Here is a 14,347-nt window from a genome sequence, read left to right as displayed (position 1 = left end):
GATGAAGAAGATCCCAACACTGTTGGCCGGCCTGCTGCTCACCCTAGGCCTGGCCAGTACCGACAGTGCCGCCTCGGCTGAACGCAGCGAGCCCATCCACTTTGGCGCCATAGCCTGGGAAAGCGGCGCCCTGACCACCGAAATCCTGCGGCTGATCGTGGAGCATGGCTATGGCTACCCCACCGACACCCTGCCCGGCAGCACAGTCAGCATGGAGGTGGCGCTGGCCCGTAACGACCTGCAGGTGATCGCCGAGGAATGGGCCGGGCGCAGCCCCGCATGGGTCAAGGCCGAGCAGGCCGGCCAGGTGTATGCCTTGGGCGATACCGTGAAAAACGCCGAGGAAGGCTGGTGGGTACCCGCCTATGTGATCGAAGGCGACGCTGCACGCAAGCTGAAGCCCATGGCACCCGAACTTCGCAGTGTCGAGGACCTCAAGCGCTACCCGCAGGTTTTCCGCGACCCGGAATCGCCCGGCAAAGGGCGCTTTCTGAACAGCCCCAGCGGCTGGACGTCGGAAACCGTCAACAGCCAGAAACTCAAGGCCTATGGCCTGGACACGCTGTACAGCAACTTCCGTACGGGCTCGGGAGCGGCGATGGATGCCGAGATCGGCTCGGCTATCCGCCGCGGCCAAGCCGTGCTGTTCTATTACTGGAACCCGACCCCATTGATGGGCCGCTACAAGCTCATACGCCTGGAAGAACCGCCGTTCGACGCCCAGGCCTGGGCCACCCTCACCGATCCCGGCAACCCCAACCCCAAGGGCAGCCGTTCGCTGCCGGCGAAATTGTCGATCGGGGTGTCCAAGGCGTTTCATCAACACTATCCGGAGCTGGTGAGCGTGTTCGAACAGGTCGAGTTGCCCATCGATCGGTTGAACAAGGCGCTGGCCGACATGAGCGAAAAGCGTACCCCACCCCGTGATGCCGCCCTCGCCTTCCTGCGCGATAACCGCCAAGTGTGGAAGGCCTGGCTGCCTGCGGACGTCGCCAGCAAGGTCGAGGCCAGCCTCTGAGCAGCGGCTGGCGCAGGCTTGGCCAGCAAGGTCCTGGCTTGCCGCCAACAGGGCCGCGCCTGACAATGCCACACCGACCGACCAGCCCGGACCCACCCGCATGTCTCTCAAAGCCCTGCGCACCTTGGTGACCATCGCCCGGCATGGCACCTTTGCCCGTGCCGCCGACCTGCTCAGCCTCACGCCCTCGGCGGTGAGCCTGCACATCAAGATCCTCGAAGACGAACTGCAAGTGACACTGTTCGACCGCAGCCGCAGGCAGGTGGCGCTGACTGAGGCCGGCCAGTTGGCGGTAGCCCGCGCCGAGTCCATCCTGGCTGCCTATGACGAACTGGCCGATACCCTGGCCAGCGGCCCGAGCCTGCGCGGCCGCCTGCGCCTGGGGGCGATCCACACGGTGCTGGCGCGGCGCTTGCCGAAGGCACTGGTGTGGCTCAAGGCGCACCACCCACAGCTGCACATCAGCGTGGCATCGGGCATGTCGGCCGAACTGGCGCGACGCGTGGAAGATGGCGAGCTCGATGCAGCGATTACCACCGAACCGGTCAGCCCCTACCCGCAGAGCCTGGACTACACGCCCTTGTTCGAGGACCGCTTCTGGGCCATCGCCAGCGCCGAGCTGGCCGGGCACAGTGTGGCGCAGTTGCTGGCCAGCCAGCCCTTCCTGCGCTTCGACAAGCGTGCCTGGGCCGGCCGACAGATCGAGCAGGAACTGCGCCGCCAGCACCTGCAGGTGAGTGAACAGATGGAACTGGATAGCCAGGAAGCCCTGGCGCGCATGGCGGTGATGGGCCTGGGTGTGGCGATCGTGCCCATGGCCGATGAAGACCTTGCCCGCCTGCCAGCAGCGACCTGCCTGCCGTTTGGCGAACCGCAGCTGACCCGGCGGGTGGTCTTGCTGGAGCATCAGAAAAGCCAACGGCGGCACTTGAGTGCTGTGCTGAAGACTGCGTTGGATGCTTAAGTTACGGGTGACCGCCAGGTGCAGGGGCGGCCTTTTGTCGTGAAAGAACCGTAAAAAGGTGGTGGCGAAGATGAAGCGCTGGGGGGCGCTTCGCACCCCTTTCGCGACGCAAGGCCGCTTACACACTCAGTGGCTGGGCGAATATGCATTTTTGCTCAACGGTCAATGAAGAAAACAACGTTTTTATAAATCAAACAGCCTCCGTAATCTTGCCCGATACCCGACCACGGAACGCTGACCATGCTCCACTTGCTGCTGACCACCCTGCTACCGATCATCCTGCTGATTGCCTTGGGCGCGTTCCTGCGGCGGCGTGGCTTTCTCGCAGAAAGCTTCTGGCCTGGCGCCGAGCGCCTGAGCTACTACGTGCTGTTGCCGTCGCTGTTTCTGCACGGCCTGGCCAGCGCCAACCTCGATGGCGTACCGGTGCTCGGCATGGTCGGCGTGCTGATGCTTTCGACCTTGGCCGGGGCCGTGCTGCTGGTACTGTACCAGGGCGCAATGAACCACGATGGTGCCGACTTCACGTCAGTGTTCCAAGGCGGTATCCGCTTCAACAACTACATCGGCGCCACCCTGGCAGCGGGCATCTACGGCAGCGCTGGCATCGCCCTGGCCGCGGTGGCCAACGCCGCCATCGTGCCCCTGGTCAACCTGCTTTGCGTGCTGGTGTTCGCCCGCTTCAGCGCCCGCCATAGCTCAACCACCACGGTATTGCGGGCGATCTTCGCCAACCCCCTGATCGTCGGTTGCGCTGGCGGCTTGCTGCTGCGCGCCAGTGGGCTGGGCTTGCCGGCGGGTATCGAGCCCACCGTCAAGGCGCTGGGCCAGGCGGCCCTGCCGCTGGGCCTGCTCTGTGTCGGCGCCGCCCTTGGCGGCGCCAGCCTGGGCCAGCAGCTGCGCCCGTTGCTGGCCGCATCGGCGTTCAAGTTCTTGATCATGCCACTGACGACCTGGGGCCTGTGTCGCTTGCTGGGCCTGGGTGGCCAGGCGGCAGTGGTGGCAGTGTTGTTCCAGGCGCTGCCCACGGCGTCCTCTTCCTATGTGATGGCCCGGCAGATGGGCGGCAACGCACCGCTGATGGCGGCCATCATCGCGTTGCAGACCGTGGCAGCCGCTGCAACGTTGCCCTTGGTACTGATGCTTGCGCTTGACTAGACTGTGAACCACCTCACGGTTCGGAGCCCGCTCATGCGCCTGTTCTGGATACTGACCGGCCTGGCCCTGCTCTCAGGCCCACTGGACGCGGCCGACCCCGCCAAGGCAGCGATCGCCGAAGACAAGGCCGCGCGGCTCGAGGACAAGGTGGTAAACGACGCGCCACCGCCAAAGAAGGCAGAAACCCTTACCCCGGCGGAAGCGCAGGCCGTGGACCCGGCGGGCCAGGCAGCACTGGATGACAGCATCACCTGCCTGGCCCGGACCGTTTACTGGGAGGCCAAGGGCGCCGACGCCGAAGACATGGCTGCCGTGGCCAGCGTGGTGCTCAATCGTCTGGGCAGCGAGGGCTTCCCGGACACCATCTGCGGCGTGGTCAAGCAGGGTGTCGAGAGCAAGGCCTGCCAGTTCTCCTGGTGGTGCGACGGACGCCCTGACCAAGTCGAGGAACCGCAGCGTTATGGCATTGCCAAGGAGATCGCGCGCAAGGCGCTCAACCAGCAATTGAAGGACACCACCGGCGGGGCGTTGTACTTTCATGACCGCAACGTCCGCCCGGACTGGGCCAAAGCCTATCGCAGGACAGCTCAGACCCGGCATTTTCTCTTCTACAAGCCCAACCAGGCACTGGCCCGCTGACACTCGCCCAGGCTGGTCACGGGTAATGCGACGCCTGATCGCACTTTTTCGCCGGTGGCAGGTCTACTCCCTCTTTTGCCGCCAGCAACGATTGCCGGCGTTTTCATTGCTTTGCACGATCCCGGGCCAAAAGCCCCGGGCTTGTGTAGGATGAGCAGCGCAAACCACGACGCTGCCAGTCATAGGGAGATCCACATGCGCGTCCTGTCATCCGTTGCCGCCTTGTCGCTGGCCCTGGTCGTCTCGACCGGGGCACTGGCTGCCACCGGCGAAGAGGCGCAACTGATCGATTCGATCAATACCTACCGCAGCAAGGCCCAGCCCTGCGGTGGCGAAGCGTCGCTGGAGCTGCCGCCGCTCAACAGCGATACCCGCCTGGCGTTGTCGCCAGAAGGCACCCGCGACTTGCAGCAGGCGATGACCCGCGCCGCTTACCCCATGGTCAATGTGCAGGCCATCAGCCTGTCGGGGCCGCGCGATGCACGCGCCGCCATGCATGCCATCGAAGAGAGCTTCTGCCAGGTGGTGCTCGACCCGCAGTTCGTCGATATCGGCGTCAGCCAGGAAGGCCGCGAATGGCGGATCGTGCTGGCGCGGCCGTTGCTCAGTGGCCGCCTGGGCGACTGGCAGGCCGAGGGGCAGAAAGTGCTGCAGGAAATCAATGCCGCGCGCAAAGTGCCGCGCCAGTGCGGTGGCCAGCCCTTTGCCGCAGCCCCCGCGCTGAGCTGGAGCGGCGTGCTGGCTGGCGTCGCTGCCAACCACACCCGGGCCATGGCCAACCAGAACTTCTTCGACCATATCGACAAGGATGGCCGTACCCCCGGTGACCGGGCCGAACTGGCCGGCTACCTGTACCGGCAGATCGGTGAAAACATCGCTGCAGGGCGTGACACTGCGCACAAGGTGGTCGATGGCTGGCTGGACAGCCCGGGGCATTGCGCCACGCTGATGAACCCGGACTTCCGCGAACTGGGGGCTGCCTACGCGGTGGATCCGAAGAGCGATGCGGGCATCTACTGGACGGGAGTGTTCGGGGCCCCGCAATGAGGCAGGCGGAGATAGCCTGGTTTCAGCCGTTCGGCATGAGGGGCTCAGCTCACATCGTTGTATCCCTCCATGGTCGCGAATACCGGCAGAGCCCGTGCCATTCTCCACGTCGCCTGCTTCGCGGATAAATCCGCTCCTACAATTGGCGCTATTTTCTTCTCAACGAGGCTCATCCCGCCATGGCACTCGACACCTGGCTGATCTACCTGCTGGCCAGCATCGGCCTGTCGCTGACCCCGGGCCCCAACAGCCTGCTGGCCCTGAGCCACGGCGCCTTGTACGGCGCACGACGGACGTTGTTCACCATCATCGGTGGGGTGTTCGGCTTCAGCGCCCTGATCGCCCTGGCCATGTTCGGCCTCAGCGCGTTGCTGCAGACCTCGGCCTCGGTATTGAACGTGCTCAAGTGGGTGGGGGGTGCCTACCTGATCTGGCTGGGAATCCAGCTGTGGCGCAGCCCGGGCTTGCACCTTGAGTTGACCGGGCAAAGCGCCCGGCTGGGCAATGCCAGCCTGTTCCGCCAGGGCCTGCTGTCGGCCATGGCCAACCCCAAGGTGTTGTTGTTCTATGGTGCGTTCCTGCCGCAATTCATCGACCCGCAGCGTGGGCTGTTCGCGCAGTTCGTGGTCATGGCGGCGACCTTTGCCAGCGTCGAGTTTCTGGTCGAATACCTGTTGGCCCGCCTGGCGTTTCGCATCCGCCCCTGGCTGGCCAAGGGCGGCAAAGGCTTCAACCGCTGCTGTGGCAGCCTGTTCGCCCTGATCGGCGTGGCGCTGCCGCTTGGGCGATGAGCCAGGCAACTTGCGCAGCAGCGCGCGTCGTTCTTCAGTTGCGGCGGGCCTTGGCCAGGAAAATGACCAAGGCTACACCCGGTAACCCAGCCCCTACCCACGCCACACCCTGCCAGCCGAACTGGCTGAACACTGCGCTGGCGACCGCCGAGCCCAGCGCTCCACCAAGGAAGATGCTGGTCATGTACACCGCGTTGAGCCGCCCGCGGCTGGCCGGGTCCAGTGCGTACACCTCGCGCTGGCCGATCACCATGTTCATCTGCACGGCGAAATCCAGCAGCACCCCGGTAAGCCCCAGGCCAATCACGCTGTAGCCCGGCGCCGTCAGCCCCAGCAGCAGGGCCGTCGGCGCCAGCAGCAGCGCCAGCAGCGAGCCAGCCCGGGCATGCCCGGCATCGGCCAGGCGACCGGCCAGCGGGGCGGCAACGGCACCCACCGCGCCGACCAGGGCGAACACCGCGATCTGGCTCTGTGACAAGCCATGTTCACCGGCCAGGGCCATTGGCACCGCGGTCCAGTACAGGCTGAACGCCGCGAACATCAACGCCTGGTACAGCGAGCGCTGGCGCAGCAAGGGGTAACGGCGCAGCAGCGTCAGCAGCGACAGCATCAAGCCGGCATAGCTGGCCTTGTGTTCGGGGCGGCGCTGCGGCAAGGTCAACGCCAGCAACAGGATGATCGCCAGCATGACCGCGGCGGCGCCGATGAACACTGCACGCCAGCCAAAGTGGTCGGCCACCAGGCTCGACAACGGCCGGGCCAGCAGGATGCCCAGCAACAGGCCGCCCATGATGTTGCCGACCACGCGTCCACGCTGCTGCTCCGGCGCCAGGTGCGCCGCCAGCGGAATGAGCATCTGCACCGCTACCGAACTGAAACCGATCAGTAGCGCATAGCCCAGGAACAGCTGGCCCTGGCCACTGCTGCTGGTGCCTGCCAGCAGCAGGCTGATTCCGGCCAGCACCGCCGTGGACACCATCAGCCGGCGATTTTCCAGCAGGTCGGCCAGCGGCACCAGCAGCAACAGGCCCAAGGCATAGCCCAGTTGGGTGAGCGAGACGATCAGGCTGGCATGTTCGGTGGACAGCCCAAGGTCCGGGGCGATCAGCCCGACGATGGGCTGGGCATAGTAGATGTTGGCGACAATCGCGCCACAGCAGAACGCCAGCAGTGCGACCAGGGCTCGGCTCAGGCCGGTGGCTGCCGGCTGCGCGGCGGCAAGGGAGGGATTCATGCGAGGTTCCTCGGCAACGGATGGAATATGCCGATCACCTTACCCAGCGGCGTCGGCAGCGGGAATCCGGCGCTGGCGCAATGGGCTTTTGCGTGTTGCGCAACGCTAGGCGCGCTGTGCCAGTACCGCTTCGCAAAAGTGAATGAACGCGTTCACCCGCCTGGAGCCACGGTGGTTGGGCAGGTACAGGGCATTGATGCTGTCGTTGGCCGCCCCAGGGCTGGCCCGCCAATCAGGGAACAGCCGCTGCAGGCGCCCGGCTGCCACGTCCTCGCGCACCAACCAGTCGGCCAGCAGTGCAATGCCGCTGCCGGCCAATGCGGTCTCGCGCAGCAGGTCGGCATTGGCGCTGCGCAACGGCCCGCTCACTTCCAGCTCCAGGCTCTCCTGCGCCCGGGTCAGGCGCCAGGGGCGGCCTTTCTGGCCATAGCGAAAGCGCAGGCAGGCGTGCTCGAGCAACTGCCGGGGATGCTGCAGCGCATCACGCCCGGCCAGGTAGGCCGGGCTGGCCACCAGCCAGCGCTCGAAGCGGCCCAGCTGGCGACACACCAGCTCATCGTTGGGCGAAGGGTCACCCAGGCGGATCGACAGGTCGTAGCGGCCATCGAGCAGGTCATCGAGGCGGTCGCTGAGGTCGATGTCCAGTTCCAGTGCCGGGTGCTGCGCCAGGAACGGCCCCAGGTGCGGGGCGATGACGCGCCTGCCGAACTCCACCGGCAAGCACAGGCGCAGCACGCCGACCGGCTCCTCGCCACGGTCGGCGACGCTGGCATCGGCCTCGTCCAACGCTTCGAAAATACCCCGGGCGCGCTCGTAATAACGCGCGCCGGCCTCGGTCAGGCTGACCTGGCGGGTCGAGCGGTTGAGCAAGGTGGCGCCCAACGCGGCTTCCAGGGCATCGACCAGGCGCGTCACCGACGAGGTCGCCAGCCCAAGCCTGCGCGCGGCAGCCGAAAAGCCCTGGGCATCGACGGTGGCCACGAACATTTTCATCGCCAGGAGTTTGTCCATTTGCTGCCCGCCTTCCAAATCTCGGAAAGTTCTTACAAACGACCGGGCGGGTCAAGAAGCGCGGCAATTGGAAATCGCGTCCATAGTGGAAGCAGTCCCCTTCGAGCGAGGCATTCCATGACATTGCACAACCTCCTGACCGACCTGCCCCCTTGCGCCGCCACCAGCGCTGAACGTGTCGACGAGCTGCTCAGCCGCCCGGGCGTACGCGTGGAACGCATCGTCTCCACTGGCCAGGCCAGCCCACCCGGGTTCTGGTACGACCAGGCCGAAGGCGAATGGGTAATCCTGCTCAGCGGTGCCGCGGGCCTGCGCTTCGAGCATGAACAGCACACCCGCCTGCTGGCAGCGGGCGATTGCCTGGACATCCCGCCACATTACCGCCATCGCGTGGAATGGACTGCCCCCGGCACAGCGACGATCTGGCTTGCGGTTTTCTACGGCAGTGGCAGTCCGTGGCCGACGTAACCAGACGACTTGCCGATGTCTGTGCTGTATGTACAGCTTTTCTCTCGTCATGTTCGCCACCTTATCCATGCTTTTAGCAGCACCCAGGCCAGTTCAACCCTGCGACAATCAGCCTCACAAAATTATGTACCAACTTGTTAATTAGCAAGCTAAGCGTTTAGACTGCGCGTATTCCACCTGCTGAGATCCCTGGCATGAAAGCAATACCGCGCGCTTCCGGCGCCACACACATCATCCTGGTCGGCCTGGGCGTGATCATCGCCCTGCTTGGCCTCCTCCTGGCGGCGGGCGGCGTCAAGCTGGCCGGCCTGGGCGGTTCCTGGTACTTCCTGATCGGCGGCCTGGCCATGGCCATTGCCGGTGTTCTCATCGCATGTCGCAAGCCGGCGGGGGCCTGGCTGTACGCGGCGTTCCTGGTGGGTACCGCGATCTGGGCCCTGGCCGACGCCGGCCTGGTATTCTGGCCGCTGTTCTCGCGCCTGTTCATGTTCGGCGCCATCGGCCTGGTGGTGGCGCTGGTCTACCCGCTGCTGGCACGTACCAGCGGCGCCAGCAGCGGCCGTGGTGCCTATGGCGTGGCCGCTGTCATGGCCGTTGCGCTGGTCATCGCCGTTGGCAACATGTTCGTTGCCCACCCCACTGTCGCACCTGCCGGCAAGGGCCCGGGCATGACCCCGGTCGAAGCCGGCAAGCAGCAGAAGGACTGGGCTCACTACGGCAACACCGAAGGCGGCAGCCGCTTCGCCGCGCTGGACCAGATCAATCGCGACAACGTCAGCAAGCTCCAGGTGGCCTGGACCTACCACACCGGTGACGTGGCCATCAGCGACGGCAACGGTGCCGAGGACCAGCTCACCCCGCTGCAGGTTGGCAACAAGGTGTTCATCTGCACCCCGCACAACAACCTGATCGCGCTTGACGCCGACTCCGGCAAGGAACTGTGGAAGAACCAGATCAACGCCCAGTCCAAGGTCTGGCAACGCTGCCGTGGCATGGCCTATTTCGACGCCAGCGCGCCGATCACCCAGCCAACCCAGCCGAACAGCACGCCGGTCACCGTCGGTAGCGTGCCGGCCGGTGCCAACTGCCAGCGTCGCCTGCTGACCAACACCATCGATGGCCGCCTGATCGCCGTAGACGCCGACACCGGCGAGTTCTGCCGGGGCTTCGGCAACAACGGCCAGGTCAACCTGATGGCCGGCCTGGGCAACGTACCGGACTCCTACTACCAGCTGTCCTCTGCACCGCTGATGGCCGGCACCACGGTGGTGGTCGGCGGACGTATCGCCGATAACGTGCAGACCGACATGCCTGGCGGCGTGATCCGTGGTTTCGACGTGTTCAGCGGTGAAATGCGCTGGGCCTTCGACCCGGGCAACCCGGAAGACCGACGCGCGCCACAGGGCGACAAGACGTACGTGCGCAGCACCCCGAACAGCTGGGCACCGATGTCCTACGACCCGGCGATGAACACCGTATTCCTGCCGATGGGCTCGTCGTCCACCGATATCTACGGCGTCGAACGCACCCGCCTGGACCACACCTACGGCGCTTCGGTGCTGGCCCTGGACGCCACCACCGGCAACCAGAAGTGGGTGTTCCAGACCGTGCACAACGACCTGTGGGACTTCGACCTGCCGATGCAGCCGAGCCTGATCGACTTCACCAAGGATGACGGCCAGTCGGTACCGGCGGTAGTCATCGGCACCAAGGCCGGGCAGATCTACGTGCTCGACCGCGCCACCGGCAAGCCGCTGACCCAGGTCGACGAAGTGCCGGTCAAGCCCGGCAACATTCCCAACGAACCCTATTCCCCGACCCAGCCGAAGTCGGTGGGCATGCCGCAGATCGGCGCACAGACACTGACCGAATCCGACATGTGGGGCGCCACCCCGTATGACCAGCTGCTGTGCCGTATCGACTTCAAGAAGATGCGTTATGACGGCCTGTACACCGCACCAGGCACCGACCTGGCGCTGAGCTTCCCGGGATCGCTGGGCGGCATGAACTGGGGCAGCATTTCCACCGACCCGGTGCATGGTTTCATCTTCGTCAATGACATGCGCCTGGGCCTGTGGATCCAGATGATTCCGTCGCAGAACAAGGGCGGTGCGGCCTCCGGCGGTGAGGCCCTGAACACCGGCATGGGCGCCGTACCACTCAAGGGCACCCCGTATGCGGTGAACAAGAACCGCTTCCTCTCGGTAGCCGGTATTCCGTGCCAGGCGCCACCATTCGGCACCCTGACCGCCATCGACATGAAAACCCGCCAGGTGGCCTGGCAGGTGCCGGTCGGTACCGTCGAAGACACCGGCCCGCTCGGCATCCGCATGCACCTGCCGATCAAGATCGGCCTGCCGACCCTCGGCGGCACCCTGTCGACCCAAGGCGGCCTGGTGTTCATCGCCGGCACCCAGGACTTCTACCTGCGTGCCTACGACAGCAGCAACGGCGACGAGATCTGGAAAGCCCGCCTGCCCGTGGGCAGCCAGGGCGGCCCGATGACCTATGTCTCGCCGAAAACCGGCAAGCAGTACGTGGTGGTCACTGCTGGCGGCGCGCGCCAGTCGACTGACCGTGGCGACTACGTGATGGCTTACGCGCTGCCGTAACACCGCGTCGCCTGCTTCGCGGGCACGCCCGCTCCCACAGGGTCACCAGCTGCCCTCGTGGGAAGCGGGCTTGCTTGCGAATACCCCTGGAACACACACCGAGATTCAGTAATGCCCTGCGTAACCCGCATCACCCCCACCCTGCTGCTGGCCCTGGCCAGCACCACCGCCCTGGCCGACGCCGACCTGACTACCCGCAGCACGCTTACCGGCGACTGGGGCGGCCTGCGCCATCAGCTGGAAGCAGACGGCGTCAAGTTCACAGGCGACTACAGTGGCGAAACCGCCTACAACGCCCATGGCGGCCTGCACCGCTCGGCACGCTACTCGCAAAACCTGAAACTGGGCGTGCAGTTCGACTTGTCGAAGCTGTATGGCCTGGACAACGGCGGCAAAGTCCAGCTGACCGTCAACGATCGCCGCGGCAACAGCGCCTCGGAAGACTTGGTGGGCAACCGCCTGCCGATCCAGGAAAACTACGGTGGCCTCTACACCCGGCTGACCGAACTGAGTTACGAGCGTACCCTGTTCACCCCGGCGCTGAACGTCAAGGCCGGCTACATGGCCATGGGCAACGACCTGGGCGGCCTGGACAGCGGCATCCTGTGCAATTTCATGAACGCCGGCTTCTGCGGCCACCCGCTGAACATGTCCGGCGGCAGTGGCTGGACCAATTACCCCAATGCGCACTTGGGTGTGCGGGTGAAATACGACCTGTCGCCAGCCTGGCAACTGCGCGTGGCCGCGTTCAATGTCGACCCGCAGAGCAACGGCAACTCCAGCCGAGCCTGGCACCTGGGCCCCAAGCACACCACCGGCACCGTGGTACCGGTCGAGCTGGTGTACAAGCTGCAGGCCGAGCTGCCTGGCGAGTACAAACTGGGCTACTACTACGACAGCTCCGATGTGAAGCGCATCGACAGCAATGAGCAAGTGTCGGGCCGTGGCGGCCACTACTTGCTGGTCGACCAAGCGCTGTGGAATGACCAACGCTCGCCGGGCCGCAGCCTGCATGCCTTCGCCCAGTACTCGGCATCGAGCAAGGCCGCCTCGCCGTTCACCCGCTGGTATGGTGCCGGCGTGGTGCTGTACAAGCCGTTCAAGGGGCGCCCGAAGGATACCGTGGCGCTGGGTTATGGCCGCGCCGTGCCCAACCCGCGTAGCCGCGACGTACTGGAGGATGCCGCCTACAACGCTGGCCAGCCGTTCCCCGATATCGACAGCGCCGAGCAGCTGATCGAGCTGAGCTATGGCTACCAGGCGACACCGTGGCTGAACCTGCGCCCGGACATGCAGTACATCATCGAGCCAGGGGCATTCTCCGGGAAAGCCATCGACAACGCGCTGGTGCTTGGCCTGCAGGTCAAGGCGACCTTCTGAGGCGCATGGGCCGCTGCGCGGCCCATTCACGGCCAGCCCATCAGTGCTGCCTGAGGTAATCCACCAGCCTTGACAGCATGGCATCACAGCCCTGCAACTGTTCGACACTGACAAACTCGTCCGGTTTGTGCCCCTGCTCCATGCTCCCGGGGCCGCATACCACGGTCGGGATCCCCGCCTGGTCGAACAACCCGCCTTCGGTGCCAAACGCCACCGTACCGAACGCCTCCGAGCCGCTCAGCAACGCCACCAACTGTGCTGCCTCGCTGTCTGCCGGGGTCGCCAGCCCCGGGTAGGCACTCAACGGTTGCAGGCGTATCGCGCTGGCCGCATTGACCTTGCGCATGCGTGGTAGCAGCTCGGCCTCGGCATAGGTCTGCAACTGGTCGGCCACTGCCTGCGCGGCAAAGCCTGGCAATGCGCGTACTTCGAAATCGAACTCGCACTCTGCCGGCACGATGTTCAGCGCCCTGCCGCCCTTGATCACACCGGTCTGCACCGTGGAGAACGGCGGATCGAAGCGCGCGTCGTGATGTTCCGGCAAGGCCAGGGCCTCACCGATATCACCAAGCTTGCCGATCAGCTTCGCCGCATACTCGATGGCGTTCACCCCGTACGGCGCATAGGCCGAATGACAGGCCGCACCCTGCACCTGGCAACGCATCGCCAGCTTGCCCTTGTGCCCGAGTACCGGCTTGAGTTCGGTGGGCTCGCCAATCAGGCACAGCCGAGGCTTGTGCGGGCGCTGTTCGAGTGCAGCCAACAGCGAGCGCACACCCAGGCAGCCAACTTCCTCGTCATAGGAAAACGCCAGGTGCACCGGCAGGCGCAACGGCTGCGCGACCAACGCCGGCACAGCCGCCAGGACCGAGGCGATGAAGCCCTTCATGTCGGCCGTGCCGCGGCCATACAGGCGACCGTCGCGTTCGCTCAGGGCAAACGGTTCGACGGTCCAGGCCTGGCCGTCGACCGGTACCACATCGGTATGCCCGGACAGCACGATGCCGCCAACGTCCCTCGGCCCGATGGTAGCGAACAGGTTGGCCTTGGTGCCCTCCGGGTTATGGAACAGCTCGCTTTCAACTCCCAGCCCGGCCAGGTAATCGCGGATGAAACCGATCAGCGCCAGGTTGGAGTCCCGGCTGACCGTGGCAAAGCCGATCAGCCGGGCCAGCAGCGTGCGGCTGGCATCTTCACTCATCGCCCGGTACCCCGTAGCTTGGCGCCGCAGTCGGGTTGAGCGCACGGGTGACGTAGTCCTGCATCTGCGGCCGGTACGCCTGCCACAGGCCGTCGAGCACGCCGATCGGGTCGGCGTCGGCCCAATCCACCCGCAGGTCCACCAGCGGCCAGGTCAGTTCGCCGGCAATCTTCAACGCCGCCGAATGCACCGGCCCGGCCTCGCCACCAGCGGCCATCGCCGCCTGCATGGCCGCCAGCAAGCGATCGGCCAAATGCCCCGCAGCCTGTTCGAAAGCCTGCACCATCGACTCGATCACCTGGGGCGAGGCCAGCAGGTTGCCGGCTGCCGCGCATTGCTCACCGGCCACGGCATGGTGCGTGCCCAGGGCCTCCTTGCCGGTGAACAGGGCGACCTGGCCATGGCTGTCGATCACCGTGACCTGGCGGTATTCGCTCCAGCCATTAGCGCTCAGCACCCTGTCCAGCGCCGCGGCGGGCGGCAACTGGCCCTGTTCCAGGGCATCGAGAATCTGCGGCCCGAGCGCCGGCAAGGTGATGTTCTGCGTGGCCACTGCGCCGACGCCGGCCCGCACCCACGGGCAGCGGGCGCCCACCGCGATGCTCGACGAGCTGATGGCGATACCGACCTGCCCGGTTTCCTGACAGCGGCCGATGATGGAAAAAGTCATGTCATGGTTCCTGTTGTGCTGTGCGATACAGGGCATTCTGGGTGGAACCTTCCAGGAGGCGAAACCACCTTTTTCCGAGGCCTTGCAGAGGAAAAAACTAAGGCCAGGACAAGCCCCCGGAATCCTCGCAAATGCTGCTGTACTCAGCCCTGCG

At 65.5% G+C, this 14,347-nt stretch carries 13 protein-coding genes; 9 read left to right on the top strand and 4 right to left on the bottom strand.

Annotated features, from left to right (window positions below; genetic code table 11):
* Window position 1: 1 nt before the first annotated feature.
* From JKP78_RS00695 to JKP78_RS00670, 6 genes are all read left to right on the top strand, one after another.
* Complete coding sequence (locus JKP78_RS00695; protein ID WP_200625845.1) at window positions 2-1,018, top strand: ABC transporter substrate-binding protein; 1,017 nt, start codon at window positions 2-4, stop codon at window positions 1,016-1,018.
* A 100-nt stretch (window positions 1,019-1,118) separates the two neighbouring features.
* Complete coding sequence (locus tag JKP78_RS00690; RefSeq protein WP_200625844.1) at window positions 1,119-1,982, top strand: LysR family transcriptional regulator; 864 nt, start codon at window positions 1,119-1,121, stop codon at window positions 1,980-1,982.
* Window positions 1,983-2,222: 240 nt separating this feature from the next.
* Window positions 2,223-3,140, top strand: a complete 918-nt coding sequence (locus JKP78_RS00685; RefSeq protein ID WP_186685666.1) for an AEC family transporter — start codon at window positions 2,223-2,225, stop codon at window positions 3,138-3,140.
* Window positions 3,141-3,173: 33 nt separating this feature from the next.
* On the top strand, window positions 3,174-3,779 hold the full coding sequence (locus tag JKP78_RS00680; protein ID WP_186685663.1) for a cell wall hydrolase: 606 nt from the start codon (window positions 3,174-3,176) through the stop codon (window positions 3,777-3,779).
* Between the two features lie 195 nt (window positions 3,780-3,974).
* Window positions 3,975-4,826: a CAP domain-containing protein gene (locus JKP78_RS00675; protein WP_186685661.1), complete on the top strand. Its 852-nt coding sequence runs from the start codon at window positions 3,975-3,977 to the stop codon at window positions 4,824-4,826.
* 179 nt (window positions 4,827-5,005) lie between these two features.
* Window positions 5,006-5,617: a LysE family translocator gene (locus JKP78_RS00670; RefSeq protein WP_200625842.1), complete on the top strand. Its 612-nt coding sequence runs from the start codon at window positions 5,006-5,008 to the stop codon at window positions 5,615-5,617.
* 34 nt (window positions 5,618-5,651) lie between these two features.
* Here JKP78_RS00670 and JKP78_RS00665 read toward each other — a convergent pair whose 3' ends face one another.
* A complete protein-coding gene (locus JKP78_RS00665; RefSeq protein WP_200625841.1) occupies window positions 5,652-6,851 on the bottom strand; it encodes an MFS transporter in 1,200 nt (399 codons plus the stop codon).
* 105 nt (window positions 6,852-6,956) lie between these two features.
* Complete coding sequence (locus JKP78_RS00660) at window positions 6,957-7,862, bottom strand: LysR family transcriptional regulator (protein ID WP_200625840.1); 906 nt, start codon at window positions 7,860-7,862, stop codon at window positions 6,957-6,959.
* Between the two features lie 117 nt (window positions 7,863-7,979).
* On the opposite strand from JKP78_RS00660, the gene JKP78_RS00655 reads away from it, so the two are divergent.
* From JKP78_RS00655 to JKP78_RS00645, 3 genes are all read left to right on the top strand, one after another.
* The gene (locus tag JKP78_RS00655) at window positions 7,980-8,330 is read left to right on the top strand and encodes a cupin (protein WP_186685657.1); all 351 of its coding nucleotides are present in this window, start codon (window positions 7,980-7,982) and stop codon (window positions 8,328-8,330) included.
* 194 nt (window positions 8,331-8,524) lie between these two features.
* Window positions 8,525-10,942, top strand: coding sequence for a glucose/quinate/shikimate family membrane-bound PQQ-dependent dehydrogenase (locus tag JKP78_RS00650; RefSeq protein ID WP_186685656.1), 2,418 nt, complete (start codon window positions 8,525-8,527; stop codon window positions 10,940-10,942).
* A gap of 111 nt (window positions 10,943-11,053) precedes the next feature.
* Window positions 11,054-12,322, top strand: a complete 1,269-nt coding sequence (locus JKP78_RS00645; RefSeq protein WP_186685655.1) for a carbohydrate porin — start codon at window positions 11,054-11,056, stop codon at window positions 12,320-12,322.
* Window positions 12,323-12,362: 40 nt separating this feature from the next.
* Here the strand turns inward: JKP78_RS00645 and argE are convergent, their stop codons facing one another.
* Both argE and JKP78_RS00635 read right to left on the bottom strand, forming a co-directional pair.
* A complete protein-coding gene (argE, locus tag JKP78_RS00640) occupies window positions 12,363-13,523 on the bottom strand; it encodes an acetylornithine deacetylase (protein WP_186685654.1) in 1,161 nt (386 codons plus the stop codon).
* A complete protein-coding gene (locus JKP78_RS00635; RefSeq protein WP_186685651.1) occupies window positions 13,516-14,193 on the bottom strand; it encodes a DUF1028 domain-containing protein in 678 nt (225 codons plus the stop codon). The genes argE and JKP78_RS00635 overlap by 8 nt, the downstream gene beginning before the upstream one ends.
* Window positions 14,194-14,347 lie beyond the last annotated feature (154 nt).

This window comes from Pseudomonas sp. LAM2023 (genome assembly GCF_016620375.1).
Classification (GTDB): Bacteria; Pseudomonadota; Gammaproteobacteria; order Pseudomonadales; family Pseudomonadaceae; genus Aquipseudomonas; species Aquipseudomonas anuradhapurensis.
This window is presented reverse-complemented; position numbering and strand designations above follow the sequence as displayed.